15 protein-coding genes are annotated in these 18,636 nt (G+C 76.8%); 6 read left to right on the forward strand and 9 right to left on the reverse strand.

Going from position 1 to position 18,636, the window contains the following annotated elements; all coding sequences use genetic code 11:
• Nucleotides 1-88 precede the first annotated feature (88 nt).
• Together AB6N24_RS07245 and AB6N24_RS07250 are read left to right on the forward strand one after the other, a co-directional pair.
• On the forward strand, nucleotides 89-1,705 hold the full coding sequence (locus AB6N24_RS07245; protein ID WP_412868741.1) for a TROVE domain-containing protein: 1,617 nt from the start codon (nucleotides 89-91) through the stop codon (nucleotides 1,703-1,705).
• Nucleotides 1,695-1,994, forward strand: a complete 300-nt coding sequence (locus tag AB6N24_RS07250; protein ID WP_412868742.1) for a hypothetical protein — start codon at nucleotides 1,695-1,697, stop codon at nucleotides 1,992-1,994. The genes AB6N24_RS07245 and AB6N24_RS07250 overlap by 11 nt, the downstream gene beginning before the upstream one ends.
• A gap of 39 nt (nucleotides 1,995-2,033) precedes the next feature.
• Here the strand turns inward: AB6N24_RS07250 and AB6N24_RS07255 are convergent, their stop codons facing one another.
• Nucleotides 2,034-3,074 (reverse strand): NAD(P)-dependent alcohol dehydrogenase, encoded by a 1,041-nt coding sequence (locus tag AB6N24_RS07255; protein ID WP_412868743.1) that lies wholly within the window; start codon nucleotides 3,072-3,074, stop codon nucleotides 2,034-2,036.
• A 112-nt stretch (nucleotides 3,075-3,186) separates the two neighbouring features.
• Entirely contained in the window at nucleotides 3,187-4,080 is an 894-nt protein-coding gene (locus AB6N24_RS07260; RefSeq protein ID WP_412868744.1) for a helix-turn-helix transcriptional regulator, read from the reverse strand.
• Between the two features lie 78 nt (nucleotides 4,081-4,158).
• Here AB6N24_RS07260 and AB6N24_RS07265 point away from each other — a divergent pair, with 78 nt between their 5' ends.
• Nucleotides 4,159-5,445 (forward strand): hypothetical protein, encoded by a 1,287-nt coding sequence (locus tag AB6N24_RS07265; protein WP_412868745.1) that lies wholly within the window; start codon nucleotides 4,159-4,161, stop codon nucleotides 5,443-5,445.
• A 28-nt stretch (nucleotides 5,446-5,473) separates the two neighbouring features.
• Here the strand turns inward: AB6N24_RS07265 and AB6N24_RS07270 are convergent, their stop codons facing one another.
• The 4 genes from AB6N24_RS07270 to AB6N24_RS07285 all read right to left on the reverse strand — a co-directional run bounded on the left by AB6N24_RS07270 (nucleotide 5,474) and on the right by AB6N24_RS07285 (nucleotide 9,742).
• On the reverse strand, nucleotides 5,474-6,598 hold the full coding sequence (locus tag AB6N24_RS07270) for a trypsin-like serine peptidase (protein ID WP_412868746.1): 1,125 nt from the start codon (nucleotides 6,596-6,598) through the stop codon (nucleotides 5,474-5,476).
• On the reverse strand, nucleotides 6,595-7,707 hold the full coding sequence (locus AB6N24_RS07275; protein WP_412868747.1) for a hypothetical protein: 1,113 nt from the start codon (nucleotides 7,705-7,707) through the stop codon (nucleotides 6,595-6,597). The genes AB6N24_RS07270 and AB6N24_RS07275 overlap by 4 nt, the downstream gene beginning before the upstream one ends.
• A 98-nt stretch (nucleotides 7,708-7,805) precedes the next feature.
• Nucleotides 7,806-8,978 carry an aminotransferase class I/II-fold pyridoxal phosphate-dependent enzyme gene (locus tag AB6N24_RS07280; protein ID WP_412868748.1) on the reverse strand — a complete coding sequence of 391 codons (1,173 nt, stop codon included), beginning with the start codon at nucleotides 8,976-8,978 and terminating at the stop codon, nucleotides 7,806-7,808.
• 311 nt (nucleotides 8,979-9,289) lie between these two features.
• The gene (locus tag AB6N24_RS07285; RefSeq protein WP_412868749.1) at nucleotides 9,290-9,742 is read right to left on the reverse strand and encodes a hemerythrin domain-containing protein; all 453 of its coding nucleotides are present in this window, start codon (nucleotides 9,740-9,742) and stop codon (nucleotides 9,290-9,292) included.
• A gap of 341 nt (nucleotides 9,743-10,083) precedes the next feature.
• Here AB6N24_RS07285 and AB6N24_RS07290 point away from each other — a divergent pair, with 341 nt between their 5' ends.
• A complete protein-coding gene (locus tag AB6N24_RS07290; protein ID WP_412868750.1) occupies nucleotides 10,084-10,503 on the forward strand; it encodes a hypothetical protein in 420 nt (139 codons plus the stop codon).
• Between the two features lie 102 nt (nucleotides 10,504-10,605).
• Here the strand turns inward: AB6N24_RS07290 and AB6N24_RS07295 are convergent, their stop codons facing one another.
• Both AB6N24_RS07295 and AB6N24_RS07300 read right to left on the reverse strand, forming a co-directional pair.
• Complete coding sequence (locus AB6N24_RS07295; protein WP_412868751.1) at nucleotides 10,606-11,640, reverse strand: hypothetical protein; 1,035 nt, start codon at nucleotides 11,638-11,640, stop codon at nucleotides 10,606-10,608.
• Nucleotides 11,637-12,218, reverse strand: coding sequence for a SigE family RNA polymerase sigma factor (locus AB6N24_RS07300; RefSeq protein WP_412868752.1), 582 nt, complete (start codon nucleotides 12,216-12,218; stop codon nucleotides 11,637-11,639). The genes AB6N24_RS07295 and AB6N24_RS07300 overlap by 4 nt, the downstream gene beginning before the upstream one ends.
• 263 nt (nucleotides 12,219-12,481) lie before the next feature.
• Between AB6N24_RS07300 and AB6N24_RS07305 the strand changes: the two genes are divergently transcribed.
• Both AB6N24_RS07305 and AB6N24_RS07310 read left to right on the forward strand, forming a co-directional pair.
• Nucleotides 12,482-16,408 carry a Pls/PosA family non-ribosomal peptide synthetase gene (locus AB6N24_RS07305; protein ID WP_412868753.1) on the forward strand — a complete coding sequence of 1,309 codons (3,927 nt, stop codon included), beginning with the start codon at nucleotides 12,482-12,484 and terminating at the stop codon, nucleotides 16,406-16,408.
• Nucleotides 16,405-17,841 (forward strand): M1 family metallopeptidase, encoded by a 1,437-nt coding sequence (locus AB6N24_RS07310; RefSeq protein ID WP_412868754.1) that lies wholly within the window; start codon nucleotides 16,405-16,407, stop codon nucleotides 17,839-17,841. The genes AB6N24_RS07305 and AB6N24_RS07310 overlap by 4 nt, the downstream gene beginning before the upstream one ends.
• Here the strand turns inward: AB6N24_RS07310 and AB6N24_RS07315 are convergent.
• Nucleotides 17,802-18,530 (reverse strand): 4'-phosphopantetheinyl transferase family protein, encoded by a 729-nt coding sequence (locus AB6N24_RS07315; protein WP_412868755.1) that lies wholly within the window; start codon nucleotides 18,528-18,530, stop codon nucleotides 17,802-17,804. The genes AB6N24_RS07310 and AB6N24_RS07315 overlap by 40 nt on opposite strands.
• Between the last annotated feature and the right edge of the window lie 106 nt (nucleotides 18,531-18,636).

Consider the following 18,636-nt stretch of genomic DNA (forward strand, 5'->3'; position numbering starts at 1 on the left):
TCACGGATGACCCCGGTGCTCCGGGGTCACACCCGGCCCGCGCACCACGCCCGCCACCGCCGTCGACCACCGAGAAGAGGAACCACCCATGGACGTCCTGCGCACGCTCGGCCTGCGGCGCACGCCGCAGAGCGAGCGCGCCGACCCCCGCCAGGTGCCCAACAGCGCCGGCGGCCACACCTTCGTGCTCGACGACGCCGCGCGCCTGCGCCGCTTCCTGACGCTCGGCGTGGACGGCGGCTCGTACTACGCCGCTCCGCGCGAGCTCGCCCGCGAGAACGCCGAGGTCGTCGGCCGGATGGCCCGCGAGGACCCGGAGACGCTCGTGCGGACGATCGTCGACGTGTCGACGCGCGGCGCCGCCCCGAAGCAGAACGCGGCGCTGTTCGCGCTCGCGTACGCGGCGTCGGTGCCCGAGTCGGCGCAGCTCGCGCTCGCCGCGCTGCCGCAGGTCGCGCGCACGGGGACGCACCTGTTCCTGTTCGCGGGCTACGTCGAGTCGTTCCGTGGGTGGGGCCGGGGTCTGCGGCGTGCGGTGGGGGGCTGGTACACGGCGAAGGACGTCGATGCCCTGGCCTACCAGGTCGTCAAGTACCGGCAGCGTGAGGGCTGGTCGCACCGCGACCTGCTGCGCCTGGCGCACCCGCAGGCGGTCACGCCGGAGCTGCGGGCGACGTTCGAGTGGGTCGTGCGGGGCACGGTGGGCGACGCGACGCCTGCGCTCGTCGAGGGGTTCGTCGCGGCGCAGTCGGCCACGGACGCCGCCGCCTGGGCCGCGCTGGTCCGCCGGCACCGGCTCTCGTGGGAGATGCTGCCCGACGCCGCGCTCGGCGAGACGGCGGTGTGGGACGCGCTGCTCGACGTGGGCGTGCCCCAGACGGCGCTGCTGCGTCAGCTCCCGCGCCTGACCCGGCTCGGGATGCTGCCGGACCTCGGCGGGCGCACCGGCGAGGTCGTCGCGCAGCTCGTCGACCCGGACCGGCTGCGGTCGGCGCGGGTGCACCCCGTCAACGTGCTCGTGGCGCAGCGGACGTACGCGTCCGGTCGCTCGGCGCGCGGTGCCGGGGCGTGGACGCCGACGCGGCAGGTCGTCGACGCGCTCGACACCGCGTTCTACCGCGCCTTCGGTGCGGTCGAGCCGTCGGGCACGCGGACGCTGCTCGCGGTCGACGTGTCGGGGTCGATGGGCGTGCCGATCTCGGGGATGCCGGTCACGGCCCGTGAGGCGTCGGCCGCGCTCGCGCTCGTGCAGCTCGCGACGGAGCCGTCGGCCACGGCCGTCGGCTTCACCACGGCGGACGGGGGCGTCGCGGGGTGGGGTGGCCAGGACTGGCACCGCAGCACCCTGCGGCCGCTCGCGATCTCGCCGCGGCAGCGCCTCGACGACGCCCTGCGCGTGGTCGACGCGATGCCGATGTCGGGCACCGACTGCGCGCTGCCGATGGTCTGGGCGCGCGAGCAGGGGCTCGAGGTCGACACGTTCGTCGTCTACACCGACAACGAGACGTGGGCGGGGAAGGTGCACCCGCACCAGGCGCTCGCCGAGTACCGGCGCGCGTCGGGCATCGCGGCGAAGCTCGTGGTCGTCGGGATGACGGCCACCGAGTTCACGATCGCGGACCCGAGCGACCCGGGGATGCTCGACGTCGTCGGGTTCGACGGCGCCGTGCCCTCGCTCATCACGGAGTTCGCGCGTGGGCTCTGAGGGTCCGCACCCGCCCGGCAGGGCGGCCAGGGGCGGCACCGGCGACGGTGCCGCCCCTCGGCGCGCCCGGCCGACGGGCACCTCGGACGCGCGGGCCGGCCGTGCGCGCGAGCTGCATCGCAAGGCCGCCGAGGCCGACGAGGTCGCCGCCCGGTACCGCGCCGAGCGCGACCGGCTGATCCTCCAGCTCCGCGCCGAGGACCCCGAGCGCTGGACCTACACCGCGATCGCCGCCGCCCTGGGCTGCAGCCGCGAGCTCGTCGCGCTCATCGCGCGACGCGCGCGGTGACTCCGGTCAGCGGCGTCGCGGCGTCGACCACGCGCCGGATCAGGCCAGCGTCGCCGTGTCGATCACGAAGCGGTAGCGCACGTCCGACGCGAGGACCCGCTCGTACGCCTCGTTGATCTGGTCGGCCGAGATGAGCTCGATGTCGGCGCCCAGGCCGTGCTCGGCGCAGAAGTCGAGCATCTCCTGGGTCTGGCGGATGCCGCCGATCATCGACCCGGCGTACGAGCGCCGGTTCGTCAGGAGCGAGAACACGTTGACGCTCATCGGCTCGGCGGGGGCGCCGACGTTGACGAGGGTCCCGTCGACCGCGAGCAGCCCCAGGTAGGCGTTGACGTCGATGCGCGCGCTGACGGTGTTGACGATGAGGTCGAACTCCCCCGCGAGGTCCTCGAACGTGGCGGCGTCGCTCGTGGCGTAGTAGCGGTCGGCGCCGAGGCGCACCCCGTCCTCCTGCTTCTTGAGCGACTGGGACAGCACCGTGACCTCCGCGCCCATGGCGTGCGCGAGCTTGACGGCCATGTGCCCGAGCCCGCCCAGGCCGACGACGGCGACCTTCTTGCCCGGGCCCGCACCCCAGTGGCGGAGCGGGGAGTACGTGGTGATGCCCGCGCACAGGAGCGGCGCGGCAGCGGCGAGGTCGATGCCCTTCGGCACGCTCAGCACGTAGCCGGCGTCCACGACGACGTGCGTCGAGTAGCCGCCCTGGGTCACCGTGCCGTCCCGGTCGGTCGCGCCGTACGTGCCGACCATGCCCTCCAGGCAGTACTGCTCCTCGCCCTTGCGGCAGTTCACGCACGCGCCGCACGAGTTGACCATGCAACCGACACCGACGCGGTCGCCGACCTTGTGGCGGGTCACGTCCGACCCGACCTCGGCGACGATCCCGACGATCTCGTGGCCGGGGACCAGCGGGTACTGCTGCGGGCCCCAGTCGCCGCGCACGGTGTGGATGTCGGAGTGGCAGATGCCGGCGTACGCGACCTCGATGAGGACGTCGTTCGCTCCGACGGCGCGGCGCTCGATGGTGGTGGGCTCGAGCGGCTCGGAGGCGGCCGAGGCGGCGTAGGCGTGCACGCGCATGGGTGTGTCCTTCGGTTCGGGTGGGGTTCGGGACGAGTCTCCATGACATCCCGGCGACCGGCCCGGCGGGAGTCCCTGCCGTGGGGTGTACTGCGAGGGCGCCCCAGGCGGCTCAGGTCTCCTGGCGCGCGTCGAGCCCGAGGCTCTCGAGCTGCTCGGTGCGCCCCCACGAGGCGAGCAGGCGCAGGCGCTCGGCCGACGCGGACCCCGGCTCGGCCGTGTAGACGAGCAGGACGTGCCCCGGCTCCGCCGTGATGGCGAGCTCCTCGTACGCGAGCACGAGCGGGCCCACCACCGGGTGGGTGAAGTGCTTGGTGCCCGAGCCGTGCGTCCGCACGTCGTGCGCCGCCCACAGCCGCCGGAACGTCTCGCTGCGGGTCGACAGCTCGCCGACGAGGTCCTGCAGGCCGCGGTCGTGCGGGTCCCGACCGGCCTCCGAGCGCATGACCCCGACGCACATCTGCGCGAACCGGTCCCAGTCCGGGTAGAACTCGCGCGACGCGGGGTCGAGGAACTGGAACCGCGCGAGGTTGGGGGTGCGCCCGCCGTCCCCGATCACCGGGGAGTAGAACGCCCGCCCGAGCGCGTTGGTCGCGAGCAGGTCCTGCCGGGGGTTGCGGACGAACGCGACGCCGTCGGTAATCGCGTCGAGCGCCCACTGCAGGCTCGTGCGCGTGCCGGCCTGCCTGGCGGGGCGGCGACGCGGCCGCCCCGACGTCGGGATCCCGTCGGCCGTCCGGGCGAGGTCGAGCAGGTGCGCGCGCTCGGTGTCGTCGAGCTGGAGGGCGCGGGCGACCGCGTCGAGCACCGACGCCGACGCGCCGGCGATCGCACCCCGTTCGAGCTTCGCGTAGTACTCGACGCTCACGCCCGCGAGCGCGGCGACCTCGGTGCGCCGCAGCCCGGCGACCCGCCGGTTCCCGCCGCCCACGATGCCCGCCTGCTCGGGCGTCACCTTGGCGCGGCGCGAGACGAGGAACTCGCGGACCTCGGATCGGTTGTCCATCCCGTCAGGCTAGGTCGGGCCCGGCGGCGGAGGGAGACCCTGCGGGTACACCTCAGGCCGTTCCCCTAGCCTCGTGCGGTGGACGACGACCGGGCGCTCGCCCTGCTGACCCGGGTGTACGCGCCCGAGAACCGCATGTTCCGGGAGGGCCGGCACGAGGTCCGCGTCCCGGCGACGGTCGACGCGGCCGACCTCCACGAGCTTGCGGCCCGCGGCCTCGCCCCGAGCACGTTCGTCACGCTCACGCACGACGCGGCGGTCACCGAGCTGCGGGCCCGCGCCCGCGAGGTCGACGAGCGCGCGGCGGCAGACGCGTTCGTCGCAAGCCTCGGCTCGGCACCCGTGCGCTGGAGGTCGCTCCTGCCCGCGACGGTGCTCGGCTCGACGCTCCCCGACCACGCGTTCGACGGCCGCCCCGACCGGACGTGCGACGTCTGCTTCGTCGACCCCGAGGTCACGGTCGACACCACCGACGCGTGGCGGAGCCGGCGCACGAGCGGCTCGCCGCTGCCGGGGGACGTCGTCGCGTACGTGCTCGCGCTGCGGGAGGCGCCGGCCCCGTGGCCCGCTCCGACGCCGCACGACGTGTGGACGCTGCACGAGGTGCTCCGCACGCTGCGCGAGCTGCCGCCCGGGACGCGACCCGGCGCGGCGGCGAAGGCCGTGCACCGGGAACGGCTCCTGCCCGGCCGGCCGCAGCACGCGGTCACGTCTCTGCTCGAGGACCTCGCGCTGCTCGGCGTGCTCCAGACTCCCGAGCACCCCGGCCTCCTGACCCGGTTCACGACGGCCCGAGAGCGCGACCGCCGCCCCTCGGTGCGCGTCGAGGTGTCCGCGCCGCTCGGGTTCTGGACCGCCGAGCACGGTGTCGACGCGGGCGTCGTCGAGCGGCTGTTCGGTCACCTCCCGGTGCCGTCGACCCGGCCCGCGGAGGCCCCGGCCGCGCCGCCGCCGGTCCGGGCGCCGCGCACCGCCCGGACCCAGCCGCTCGCCCCGCACCTGCGCGGCGACCCGGCGGCGGGCGACGTGTACGCCGTCGGCTGTCGCGAGGACGCCTGGGTGCTCGCCTACTGCCACGGCGTCGAGGAGCACGGCGGGCGGCGCTACGGGCGGGTCGAGTACCTCGACGGGGTGTTCGACGCGCAACCCGGCGCCGAGGTGATCGCCGGGCGGGGCTTCCGGGGGCGCCCCGACGGCCGGTGGCAGCAGCTCACGTCGCAGCTCTCGACGACCCCGCGGGTGCGCCGGATCGCACGCGACGTCCCCGTGCCGCCCGACGACCGGCCCGCCCCGACGAGCACCCCGTTCGGCACCGGGCCCTCGCTGCGGCACATGGCCGGCTGGTGCTTCCCGGAGCTGCGCTAGGCCGCGGGCGCGTGGACCCTCCGGCGCTCTACCCGGGCGGGACGTGCAGGTCGCTCCACGGGACGGCGGCCACCGCGTGCGCCCAGTTCGTGTGCTCGTGGTGGCCGCCGACGTGCACCGCCACGGGAAGTCGACGACCGTCGAGCGCCACCACGGGTGAGCCGGAGCTGCCACCGATCGTGCTGGCGTCGTGCTCGAGGATCCAGCCTCGCGGGTCGTGGGGGACCTGACCGGGAGCCGTCGTGACCGTTCCGAGGGCGATCCGCTTCACCCCCGACCTCCCCCCGAAGACGCACGCGTACGCCGCCGGCGTCGTCGAGAGCGGCCCGCCCGGGTAGCCGACGACGAAGACGCGCTGCGGCGGCTCGACCTGCGCCCGGTCGAGGTCGAGCCCGAGCGGCTCGGGACTTTCCGCCGCACCCGGGCGGAAGCGCAGCACCGCGACGTCGAGGCCGTCGAAGTTGAGCGAACGTGCGACGGGGTGCTGGTGAGCGGCGTCCCCGGGCGTCCCGACCGCCACGACCTCCGTCACTGCCACCTCGTGGTGCGCGCCGCCGGCAGCGACCTCCCCCGTGAGGTCCACCGTGATGCCGTCGGGGAGCGGACCGGGACCCGGTGCGGACGCCCCGCCTCCCGGGCCGCGCAGCTGGCGCAGCACGTGCAGGTTCGTCACGAGGAGGCCGTCCCCGATCACCCAGGCCGTGCCCACGTGCTCGGCACCGGCGGAGCCGATCCGCCCCGTGCCGGCGCACGCGTGCCGCACGGCGCCCTCGGCCGCCTCGAGCTCCACCCGCCACGCGGCGAGCGCCGGCTGGTCGAGGTCCACGAACCCGTCCTGGACGAAGCCGACGGGCCGCGAGCCGTCGGCGTGGACCACCGCGGTGACGCCGGAGGCGAGGGCGGCGGTGAACGACGCGGCCGGGCCCTCGGCGAGCACGCGCCGCATCGCCTCGTCGGCGTCCCCGAGCACCCGGGCGACCGTCTCCGGCGGCGCAGCCTGCCCCACCGCACGGTCGACGTACTCGATCTCGGCGCGCAGCAGCTCGAGCTTGTCGAGGCGGAGCGCGTCGTCGCGCCCCTGCCCGACGGCCCCTGCCCAGCCGTCGAGCAGCACCGCCGCCGGCGCCCGGCCGAGGTCGTCCGCGGGTGTCACCCGATCGTCACCCGCTGCCCGAGCTCCCCGTCGGCGACCGCCCGTCCGGAGCCGACGCCGGCGGCCAGGATCCGCTCGGCGTCGCTGCGCACCAGCGCCCACGGCACGTTCACGGTCGACACGACGCGGAACCGGTCCTTGCCGACCTTCTCGTCCACGACCTGGTTCGTCGTCGCGGTCGGGCTCTGGACGAGCAGGACGTAGGTGGCCGACGTGTCGTGCAGCCGTTGCCGGGCACGCGCGCTCGTCCACAGCGACCGTGCCGCTCCCGACGGGACAGCCATGACCGTGCCGACGAACGTCTCGATCCGCTTCACCAGCTCGGCCGCGAGCGCGGTACGCGGGTCCGGCTCGGCGTCGGCCTGCACCGGGACGGCGGCCGTCTCCCGGAGCTGCCCGCAGGCCGTGAGCAGGGCGTCCAGCCGGACGTCGAGCGGGCCTCGCTCGAGCACGCGGAACGTGTCGTGCACGACGACCCGGTCCGTGCTCGTCGCGAGCGCCCCCGCGAGCGTCGTGCCGGCGACCGCCGCCGAGGGCGCCGTGGCCGACGTGGTGACCGTGTGGGACGTGGCGAACAGCGAGAGGACGTGCGGGAGCACGGCCGCGGCGAGCCCGATGGCGGCGATCGACTCGCCGCCGGCCTCCGGCGGGCTGAGGAGACCGTCGGCAGCGGACTGGAGCTCGGCGAGGGCGACGTCGACCTGGCCGTGCACCGCGTCGGAGGCGACGAGGTCGAGCTCCGTGGTGACGAGCACGGGCCCCGCGCCGACGCTGGGCCCCACGGCTTCGACGATCGCTGTGCACGCCCGGTCCAGCGCTGACGCGAGCAGCTCCGACTCGTACATCGCGCTGGTCCCGGAGACGGTCGTCGTGCCCCGCTCGACCCCGCTGAGGTCGGGCACGAGGCTCGCGTAGCGCCCGGCTGCCGCGGCCACCGAGTCACGCTCGGCGGCGAGCAGCTTCTGGCGACGCTCGGCCTCGCGCAGCTGCTGTGCGGACCGGCTGAGGTACTCCGTCGCCTCGGCCTCCGCCTTCCGCGCCTCCGCCTCGGCCTTGCGGGCCTCGGCCGCCTCCTTGGACCCGGCAGTTCCGGTGCTCTCGGTGCTCACGGCCGCTCCCCCTCGCGCCTGCACTGCGGGACGACGTCATCGTGGCGGGCACGCTCCGCGCGCGACAAGGAGCTCGCACGAAGGGGCGGCACGACCGTTCAGCGTGCCGGGGCACCGACCTCACGCAGCACCGGCAGCGCCCGCTCGAGCATCTCCGACGTCGCCGTCAGGCTGATCCGGAAGTGCCGCGGCCGCCCGAACACCGTGCCCGGCAGGACGTAGACCCCGCGCTCGGCCAGCGCCGCGGTGAACGCGACCGCGTCGCCTCCGGGTGCCTCGCCCCACAGGTAGAACGTGCCCTCGGGGACCGTCAGCGTGTACCCCGCCTCCCCGAGCGCCGCGACGGCCCGGTCCCGCCGCGCCTGCAGAGCCGGGACGTCGATCGACACCGTCTCCAGGGCCGGGGCTGCGTACTGCATGAGCGCGTCGGGGAACCCCCAGCCGAGCGCGAGCTGCAGCGGCAGGATCGCGTCGCGCAGCTCGTCGCGCACCGCGTCCGGGATCAGCGGGGACAGCGCGAGGTAGCCCAGGCGCTGGCCCGGCGCGAGCAGCACCTTCCCGTAGGAGTAGTCGACGAGCGTCCACGGGTAGAGCTCTGCTGGGCTCGTGAAGGCGATGCCGTCGAACCGGATGCGCCGGTAGGGCTCGTCGGACAGCAGCCAGATCCGCCGGCCGTGGCGTGCCGAGGCCTCGTCGAGCACCGTCGCGAGCTCCGCGAGGCGCTCGCGCGCGTAGACCCGGCCGGTCGGGTTGGCCGGGGAGTTCACGACGACGATCCGGGTGCGCGGGGTGATCGCACGCGCGACCGCCTCCACGTCCAGGTCGAACGTGCCCTCGGCGAGGGAGGCCCGCACGGGGACCATGTCGGCGGCGCGCAGCATCGGGGCGTAGAACCAGCCGGGCTCCGGGACCACGACCTCGTCGCCCACGTCGGCGACCAGCCGGAACGCCAGGGCGATCGCCCCGAAGGCGCCCTGGGTCATCGTGATGTCGGCCGCGGCGAAGTCGAGCCCGAGCTCGGCGCGCAGGCCCGCGGCGACCGCCTCCTGCGCCGGTGCGAGGCTCGTCTTGTAGGCGAACCAGTCCTCGGCGCGCGGCTCGAGGTTCGCGCGGATCGCGTCGACCAGCGCCGGCAGCGGCATCTCGTGCGGGTCGCCGAACGACAGGTCGACGACGTCCGGGCGGCCGTCCATCGCCCGCAGCGACACGAAGAACGACGTCACGGGCTCGATCGCGTCGCCCGCCGCCCGGGCCCGGTCCGACAGCTCCATCTCGACGCCCCTCCTCACCCGGTGGGCCGCGCGCTCGCGGTCCCGACCATGATCGGCCGCGACCGGTGCCGCGTCACCGGAACGGGAGGCCGGGCGCCGGGCGCCGCCCCAAGGGGAGGCGCCCCCTGCGGCGTCGGGTCAGCCGACCGGGACGCGCAGCCCGAGCAGCGCCTCCGTCTCGTGCCACACCCGCGCCCCGAGCGTCGGGTCGCCGGAGCGGGGGTGCGGCCGGCCGAGGACCCCCGGCCCCGGTCGCGTCCGCCTCGGGCGCTCCGCGCACGCCGTAGCCGGGCTCTGCGTCGCCGTCCCGGTCAGCCGAGCGGCCCGAACACCTCCCCGGGGGACACCGAGTCGTCGAGCACCCCGTCGAGCACGTCGAGCAGCCGGCGCTCCTCGTACCGGAAGTGCGTCGTCATGACCGCCTCGACGCCGTCGAGGTGCCGCAGCTTCTCGTCGGTGCTCGCGTCGAGCCGGATCGCCTCCGTCAGGCCGCCGAGCAGGTGCTCGATCATGTGGTGGTCTTGGACGAGCTGCGCGACGACGGGCGCGAGCTCGGGCTGCTGCTGCGTCAGGCGCGGGAACAGCGCGGTGTCCTCGCTGCGGTGGTGGCCGCTCAGCGCGGCGCAGAACCCCCAGCAGTAGAGCAGCGGGTCGGTCGCCGGCCGGTCCGGCGTGCCGGCGTCCTCGAGCTGCTCGCGGGCGAGGTCGAGCGCCTCGCGCAGGCGCGCGTGCACCTGGCGCATCTCCGTGGCCCACGCGCGCACCCGGGTGCCGTCGGGGTGCGGAGCGGGTCCGGTGGTGGGCCGCGGCGGTGCGGGGGCCGGTCGGGGGCTCGGGCTCGGGTGCGGACGGGGCGTCGGCCGGGGTCGTGGCCCCGCCTGCGGTCGGGTGCCCGGGTCGGCGGGCGCGGGGAGGTCGGTGGGGTCGTGCGCGAGGTCGGCGATGGCGGGAGCCACCCTTCGAGGTCGGCGCCTCCATGCCTGACGCAGACCGCCACCGGCACGCGACGCTGCGGACGACCCTAGCGGGACCCCTGTGTCCGCGGGCACCCCCGGCGCGCGGCCGCCGTCGACCCGCGCCGCGTCGACCGCCGTACCGTTCCTCCGTGACCCGAGCCGACGACCCGTCCGACCTCGCGCGTCTGCACGGCCAGGTCCTCCTCGGGGTCTCCCGGCTCGCGTGGCACGAGGCCGGTGAGACGCCGGACCCGACGGTCGGCCCGCTGCACCTGGAGCTCGCGCAGGACCGTGGGCTCCTCGTCGACACCCGAGGCGACTGGACGGTCGGCTGGTCGTGGACGGGAGCCGGTGGCGCGTGGGTGGCGCCGTACCGCTACGACATCGACGGCAGCCGGTGGGTGCTGCGCGACGCGTCCGCCGAGCCGGCCTTCCGCGCGTTCGTCGGCTCGCGCGTGGTCGGCGTCGGCCTGCTGCGGGACGCCGCCGGCCAGCTCGTCGGGCTCGACGTCACCTTCCGCTCCGGGCGGCTCCGGGCAGCGATGCGGGCAGGGGACCTCGTCGTCTGACCGACGACACCGCGCGGCCGGACGGGTGCGCTGCGGGCAGGTGCACTCCGGGCGGCCCCAGGCGCGTGAGCCGGGGCGCGACGGCTCCGCGCCCCGGCGACCTCACGGCTTCGCGACCTCCACCCCTGCCTCCTCGAGGTACGCCCGGGCCTTCGCCAGCGCCGCCTGCTGGACGGGCCGCAGCGCCTCCAGGTACGGGCGCGCCCGCTCGATGTAGGCGAGCTGCGCGGCCGCGTCGAGCCCGGCGAGGCGCCCGACCACGTCCAGCTGTTCCTTGCACGCGACGTCCAGGAGCCCCACGCGCACCTGCTCGTCGAGCGGGGCGTCGAGCACGCCGGTCGGCACCATCACGCCGTCGTCGACCGGGGGCGTCGCCACGCCCTGCTCCGCGAGGCACGCCGCCCACTCGGCCACGACGGCCCGGCCCTCGTCGGTCCGCAGCGCCGACGTCCAGCCCTCCGGGGCGAGCGACTCGAAGTCGCTCGGGTCGTACGACAGCCCCTGGTCGAGCGCCGCCGCGAAGCAGGCCCGCGACGCCGGGAAGAACTCCTCGGGCGGCGGGGAGCCGTTGCCGCCGGCCCCCTGCTCGTCGAACGTCTCGACGAGGTCCTGGTACCCGCGGGCCTCGACGTCGGCCCGCACCCAGACGCCGTAGTCCCGGAACCCGGGCCGCACGGGCGGCAGGCCGGTGGACGACGACGAGTACTCGCCGTACCCGGCGGCCTCCAGGCAGCGGTGCGCGGAGTGGAGCTGCGCCGCCAGGAGGATCGCCTCCTCCGACTCGTCGATCAGCCAGTCGTCGAGCGGGAGCCGGACCGTGCCCGCGTCCAGGTCGATGATCACCGCGTCCGCGGGCGCGGCGCTCGCCGACGAGCCCGGCGTCGGGCTCGGCGCGGGGACCGTCGTCCCCCCGGGCGTCGGCCCCGCGGGCAGTGCCGCCTCCCCCGGCCCGGGCAGCGCCGAGACGCCCAGGGCCACCGCGAGCACGAGCACGAGGGTCCCGACCGTGACCCCGCCGGCCCGGGCGAGGCGGTGGCGCCGGGCCGAGGCGAGCACGGCCCGGTGGTCGACGGCGACCCGGGGAGCCGTCGCGGCGACGTCCCGCAGGTGCCGGGTGAACGCGTCGTCGGTGCTCATCGCTGCTCCTCGAGGTGTCCGGGCTCCGTGGCCTCGCCGAGCAGCACGCGGAGCTGCCCGAGCCCGCGCGCCGCCGTGGACTTCACGGTGCCGACCGAGATGTTCAGGTCGTCGGCGACCTCACGCTCCGAGAGGTCCATGAGGTAGCGCAGGACGACGACGCGGCGGCGCTGCGGGCTGAGCCGGGCCAGCGCTCGCACGAGGGCGTCACGCTCGGCGTGCACGTGCGCCGCCGCGTCGCGCCCGTGGCCGACGACCCGGCCGGGCAGCTCGTCGGGTGGCAGCAGGACCTCGCCGCGGTGCTTGCGCCACGTGTCGATGCGCAGGTTCGTCAGCACCCGGCGCGCGTACGCGAGCGGGTCGCCGCTCCGGGCCCGCGGCCAGGCGACGTAGGTGCGGACGAGCGCGTGCTGGACGAGCTCCTCGGCGCGGTGCACGTCTCCGCACAGCAGCCAGGCCATCCGCCCGAGCAGCGGCTCCGCCTCGACCATGAACGCGGTGAACTCCGCGTCCCGGCCGGCGCGTGGCGCGTCGGCCACCGCGCGCACCGCGGCGACCTCACCTGCGTGCGCGTCCACCGCGCCCCCTGTCCTCGACATCGACACCGGCATGCGAGGAACACGGACCGGGTGCCCGGGAGGTTGCTCGCCCGCCGCACATGATGCTGCCCGGGTAGGCGCGCGCCCCCCCTCCACGGGGCGCCGCGGCACCGCGCGTTCGCCGTCCCGTCGGGTCCCGTTCACCGGCGCTCGCTACGGTCGGACGGAGTGGGACGTCACGGTCGCGGCCCGCGCACGTCCGCACGCCCCCGTCGACCGCCCAGGCAGGAGCCGTCCCCGTCGTGAGCACCCCGCTGTCCTCGGCCGCGCGATCGCTCCGGGCCGGTGACCGCACCCCGACCCCCCGGACGCTCGTCGACGTGTTCGCGAGCACCGTCTCCCGGTTCCCCGACGCCCTCGCGATCGACGACGGCGACGAGGTGCTCACGTACCGCGCGCTCGCCCAGGCCGTCGAGGCGCGCGCGGCCCGGCTCGCCGCCGTCGGGGTGCGGCGCGGGGACCGGGTCGGCGTGCGCGCGGCGTCGGGCACGGTCGGGCTGTACGTGTCGGTGCTCGCGGTGCTGCACGCGGGCGCGGCGTACGTCCCGGTCGACGCGGACGACCCCGACGAGCGCGCGCACCGCGTCTTCACGGACGCGGGCGTGGTCGCGGTGCTCGGCGACGGCCCCGAGCCGCTGCGCCCCGACGGCACCCCGGCGAAGCGCGCGGGTGCCCGGCAGGCGGAGGCGCCCATGCTCGACGACGGCGCGTGGGTGATCTTCACCTCGGGGTCGACGGGCCGGCCCAAGGGCGTCGCGGTGAGCCACCGGAGCGCGGCGGCGTTCGTCGACGCGGAGGCCCGGCTGTTCCTGCGCGACGCGCCGATCGGCCCGGGCGACCGGGTGCTGGCCGGGCTGTCGGTCGCGTTCGACGCGTCGTGCGAGGAGATGTGGCTCGCGTGGCGGCACGGCGCGACGCTCGTCCCCGCGCCGCGCGCGCTCGTGCGGGCCGGGTCCGAGCTCGGGCCGTGGCTGGTCGACCGGGACATCACCGTGGTGTCGACCGTGCCCACGCTCGCGGGGCTGTGGCCTGCCGACGCGCTCGCGGCGGTGCGCCTGCTGATCTTCGGCGGCGAGGCGGTGCCGCCCGAGCTCGCGGCGCGGCTGTGGGCGCCCGGCCGCGAGCTGTGGAACACGTACGGCCCGACGGAGGCGACGGTCGTCGCGTGCGCCGCGCTGCTGCTGCCCGACGAGCCGGTGCGGATCGGGCTGCCGCTCGACGGCTGGGACCTGGCCGTCGTCGACGCCGAGGGCCGCGACGTGCCCGCGGGCGGGACCGGGGAGCTCGTCATCGGCGGTGTCGGCGTCGCGCGGTACCTCGACCCGGAGCTCGACGCGGTCCGGTTCGGCCCGCACGAGGGGCTGGGCTGGGACCGCGCGTACCGGACCGGCGACCTCGTCGTCGCCGACCCCGAGGGGCTGCTGTTCGTGGGCCGCGCCGACGACCAGGTCAAGGTCAACGGCCACCGCATCGAGCTCGCCGAGGTCGACACCGCGCTCCTGGCGCTGCCCGGTGTTGCGGGGGCCGCGGCCGCGGTCCGGCGCTCGACCGCCGGCGGCACGGTGCTCGTCGGGTACCTCGCCCCGCAGGACGGCGAGCGCCTCGACCTGCACGACCTGCTGCGCCGCCTCCGCGAGACGCTGCCGGGCTCTATGGTCCCGCTGCTCGCGGTCGTCGAGCACATCCCGACGCGCACGTCCGGCAAGGTCGACCGCGACGCGCTCCCCTGGCCGCTCGCGGACGCCGGGGACGACGACGCCGCGCCGCTCGACGGGCTCGCCGGGTGGGTCGGCGAGCAGTGGGCCGCCGTGGTGGGGGTCCGCCCGCAGCACGAGGACGACGACTTCTTCGCGCACGGCGGGAGCTCGCTGACCGCCGCGCAGCTCGTGTCCGCGCTGCGCGCCCGCTACCCCGAGGTCACCGTCGCGGAGGTCTACGACCACCCGAGCGTCGGCGGGCTCGCGGAGCACCTCGCCACGACGTGGCCGTCGGGCGACGACGGTCCCGGGGCGTCGGGCGGCGCGGCCCCCGCCCGGACGCGCACCGTCGCCCCCGTGCCCGTCGCGAGCCAGGTGGTCCAGCTCCTCGCGCTGCTGCCCCTGCGCGGCCTCGTCGCGCTGCGGTGGCTCACGGTCGTCGCCACGGTCGGCACGGTGCTGCACACGATGTGGGGCGTCGCGTGGGCGCTCGCGGTGCCGTGGTGGTGGCTCGCCGCGGGCTGGCTGCTCACGGTGAGCCCGCTCGGGCGGCTCGGGGTGTGCGCGCTCGGCGCCCGGCTGCTGCTCGCGGGCGTGCGCCCGGGCTCGTACCCGCGCGGCGGCCACGTGCACCTGCGGCTGTGGGCGGCCGAGCGGCTCGTCGACGGCTTCGGGGCGGTGACGCCCGCGAGCGCACCCTGGATCTCGCTCTACGCCCGTGCGCTGGGCGCGGACGTCGGCCGCGACGTCGACCTGCACTCGGTGCCGCCGGTCACCGGCTTCCTGACCCTCGGCCACGGCTGCGCGATCGAGCCCGAGGTCGACCTGTCCGGGCACTGGGTCGACGGCGACGTGCTGCACGTGGGGCGCATCCGCGTCGGGCCCGGCGCGACCGTCGGGGCGCGCAGCGTCCTGCTCCCGGGGGCACGCGTCCGCGGGGGCACCGACGTCGCCGCGGGGTCCGCGGTGCACGGCACGACGGGCTCGGACGAGTTCTGGTCCGGCTCGCCGGCGGTCCGCCAGCACGAGGCGCGGCACCCGTGGCCGACGACCCGGCCCCCCGCGTCCCGCGCCGGCTGGACCGCGGTGTTCGCCGTCACCGGGACGGCCGTCAGCGCGCTCCCGTCGCTCGCCGCGCTGCCCGCGCTCGCCGTCCTCGGCGCCGCGCTGGCCACGACGCCGTCGCTCGGCGCCGCCGTCGGGCCCGCGCTCGCGTGGACGCTCGTCGCCGTCCCGCTCGCCTACCTGACGTACGCGCTCCTGGTGCTCGTGGGGGTCCGCCTGCTGGCCCGCGGGCTGCGCGAGGGCTGCCATCCCGTCCGGTCCGGCGCCGGGGTGCGCGCGTGGGCGGTCTCCCGGCTCATGGACGCGGCCCGCACGGCGCTGTTCCCGCTCTACTCGTCGCTGCTCACCCCGGCGTGGCTGCGGCTGCTCGGCGCGCGGGTCGGGCGCGAGACCGAGATCTCCACGGTCGTCGGGCTGCCCTCGATGATGCAGGTCAAGGACGGTGCCTTCCTCGCGGACGACACGATGGTCGCCCCCTACGAGCTCGGCGGGGGCTGGCTGCGCGTCGCGACCGCCAAGGTCGGCCGGCGTGCGTTCCTCGGCAACTCCGGCATGACGGCGCCGGGCCGCACCGTCCCGAAGAACGGGCTCGTCGCGGTCCTCTCGGCGACGCCGAGCCGCACGCGCGCCGGGTCGAGCTACCTCGGCAGCCCGCCGGTCCTCCTGGCCCGTGCGGCCGCGGTCGACGACGGCGAGCGCACCTACACGTCGACCCCGGCGCTGCGCCGGGCGCGCGGGGCGGTCGAGGTGTGCCGCGTCGTCCCGCTGCTGGTCCTCGGGCTGCTCTGGGTCGGTGCGGGGCTCGCGCTCCAGGCGATCGCCGCTGCGGGCGGCTGGCTGCTCGCGGCCGCGTCGGGCGGCGTGGTCCTGCTCGCCGTCGGGGTGGTCGGCGCCGCCGTCACGGTCGCCGCCAAGTGGGCGCTCGCCGGGCGGTTCCGGGACGCCGAGCACCCGCTGTGGAGCGCGCCGGTGTGGCGCGGGGAGCTCGCGGACACCTTCACGGAGGTCGTCGCCGCGCCCCTGCTCGCCGACCCGGTCACGGGTAGTGTCGCGCTGGTGTGGTGGCTGAGGAGCATGGGCGCGCGCATCGGCCGCGGCGTCTGGTGCGAGACGTACTGGCTGCCCGAGGCCGACCTCGTCCGGCTCGGCGACGGCGCGACCGTCGGCCCCGGCTGCGTCGTGCAGACCCACCTCTTCCACGACCGGGTCATGAGCCTCGACACCGTGACGCTGCGCGACGGCGCGACGCTCGGCCCGCACGGCGTGGTCCTCCCGGCGGCGCTGCTCGACGAGGGCGCGACCGTCGGACCCGCGTCGCTCGTGCTCCGCGGCGAGACGGTCCCGGCCGGCTCGCGCTGGGTCGGCAACCCGATCGGGCCGTGGCGCGCGCCCGTCGGGGCCTCGTGAGAGCGGCGACACCGGCCACCGGGGACCCGTACGCCTATGGGCACGGCTCGCGGGCGTTCCACGTCGAGCACTACGACCTCGAGCTCGACTACCGCGTGCGCACCAACCGGCTCGCCGGGGTCGCGCGGCTCCGGGTCCGGACGCTCGAGCCGCTGCACGAGCTCGCCCTCGACCTCGGGCCGCTCGCGGTCCAGCAGGTGCTGGTCACGAACGCCGCGCCGGCCCGGTACCGGCACCGGGCGGGCCGCCTCGTGGTGCGCCTCGTGGCCGAGGCCCCGGCGGACACCGTGCTCGACGTCCTGGTCCGGTACGCCGGGACCCCGCGGCCCGTCCGCAGCCCGTGGGGTGAGGTCGGCTGGGAGGAGCTCGAGGACGGCGTCCTCGTGGCGAGCCAGCCCACCGGCGCGCCGTCGTGGTTCCCGTGCAACGACCGGCCCGACGACAAGGCCACCTACCGGACGTCGATGACCGTCGAGAACCCGTACCGCCCGCACGCGCACGGCACGCTCGTGCGCCGCACCGGCCGGTCCGGGGCGGCGACCTGGGTGTTCGAGGAGACCCGCCCGACGCCGCCGTACCTCGCGACCGTGCAGATCGGCCGGTACTCGGTCGTCGAGCTCGCGTCGGAGCCGGTGCCGCAGCAGGCCCTCGTCCCGCCGCGCCTCGCCGCGGCCGCGCGGACCCGGCTGGCCCACCACGGCGACATCGTGCGGCTGTTCACCCGGCTCTTCGGCCCCTACCCGTTCGCCACCTACACGCTCGTGGTGACCGACGACGCGCTCGAGATCCCCGTCGAGGCGCAGGGCATGGCGGTGTTCGGCTCGAACCACCTCGGCGGCCTCGGCGCGGACCCGGCGGCGGGCGACGAGGGCCAGCGCCTCGTGCCGCACGAGCTCGCGCACCAGTGGTTCGGGAACTCCGTCTCGGTGGCCGGGTGGCGGCACATCTGGCTCAACGAGGGCTTCGCCTGCTACGCCGAGTGGCTGTGGTCGCAGGAGTCCGGCGGCCCGTCCGCGGACACCCTGGCCCGCCGGCACCACGCCCGGCTCGCCGCGCTGCCGCAGGACCTCGTCCTGGCCGACCCCGGGCCGGCGACGATCTTCGACGACCGCGTCTACAAGCGCGGGGCCGTGACGCTGCACGCGCTGCGGCTCGTGCTCGGCGACGCGACGTTCTGGGACCTGGTCCGTGCCTGGACCGCCCGGCACGCCGGTGGCAGCGCGAGCACCGACGACTTCCGCGCGCTCGCTGCGGAGCACGCCCGGCGCCGCGGCGGCGACCCGCTCGCCGCCTCGGTGGCCGGCCTCCTCGCCGCGTGGCTCGACGCGCCCGCGCTGCCCGACCTGCCGGCCGGGCCTCCCCCGGGCGCGCCGTCGCGCACGCGCCGCCTCGGTCAGCTCCTCAGGGCGTCGAGGACCGACCCGCCGTCCTGACACCGGACGACGAGGCCCGGCGCCGTGGGGTCCAGCACCGCGACCGCCCCGACCAGCCCGGGCTCCAGGTGGAGGTCGGCGAGGACGACACCGCCGGGGGCCACCGCGTCGACCCCCGGCGCGCCGGCGGGCGGCGGTCCGAGCGACCAGCCCGACGGGTCCACGGCGAGCCCGGTGCCGAGGGCCTTGAGCGCCGCCTCCTTGCGGACCCAGGTGCGGGCCAGCGCCGCCTCCGCCGCGTCCGCCGGGAGCGCGCGGTGCCCGGCGAGCTCCTCCGGGGACAGGAGGACGCCCGCGACCGGGGCGGCCGACACCGCGGACGCCGACTCGACGTCGACCCCGACCGGGCCCGCGCCCGTCAGCGCGACCGCCACGAGCGGACCCGACCGCGTGAGGCTGACGTGCGGGGCGGCCCGGCCGCCGGGTGGTCCGACGACGCGGACCTGCCCGTGCGCGCCGCCGCACCGCACGCACCGCACCTGCAGCCCGACCGCCGCGGCGGAGCACCCGAGCCGCTGCGCGAGCACCGCCCGGAGCAGGACCCGCCCGAGCACGAACCGCTCGGCGGCCTGCGGCGGGAGGGCGCCGGCCCGCGCACGCTCGGCCTCGTCGAGCACCGCGGCCTGCGCCGGGGTCACGGCTGTGCCGGGCGTGGCCGTCCACACGTCCACGACCACCGGCTCCGCCACGCCCCGATCCTCGCAGGGCCGCGGGCCGCCGGCCGCCCCGGTCGCGCCCCACGGACCCCGGTGCGAGCATCGAACCGGACGGGCGACCCGCAGCCGGGCACCCGTC

Source organism: Cellulomonas jepli, from assembly GCF_047229345.1.
Lineage (GTDB): Bacteria > Actinomycetota > Actinomycetes > Actinomycetales > Cellulomonadaceae > Cellulomonas_A.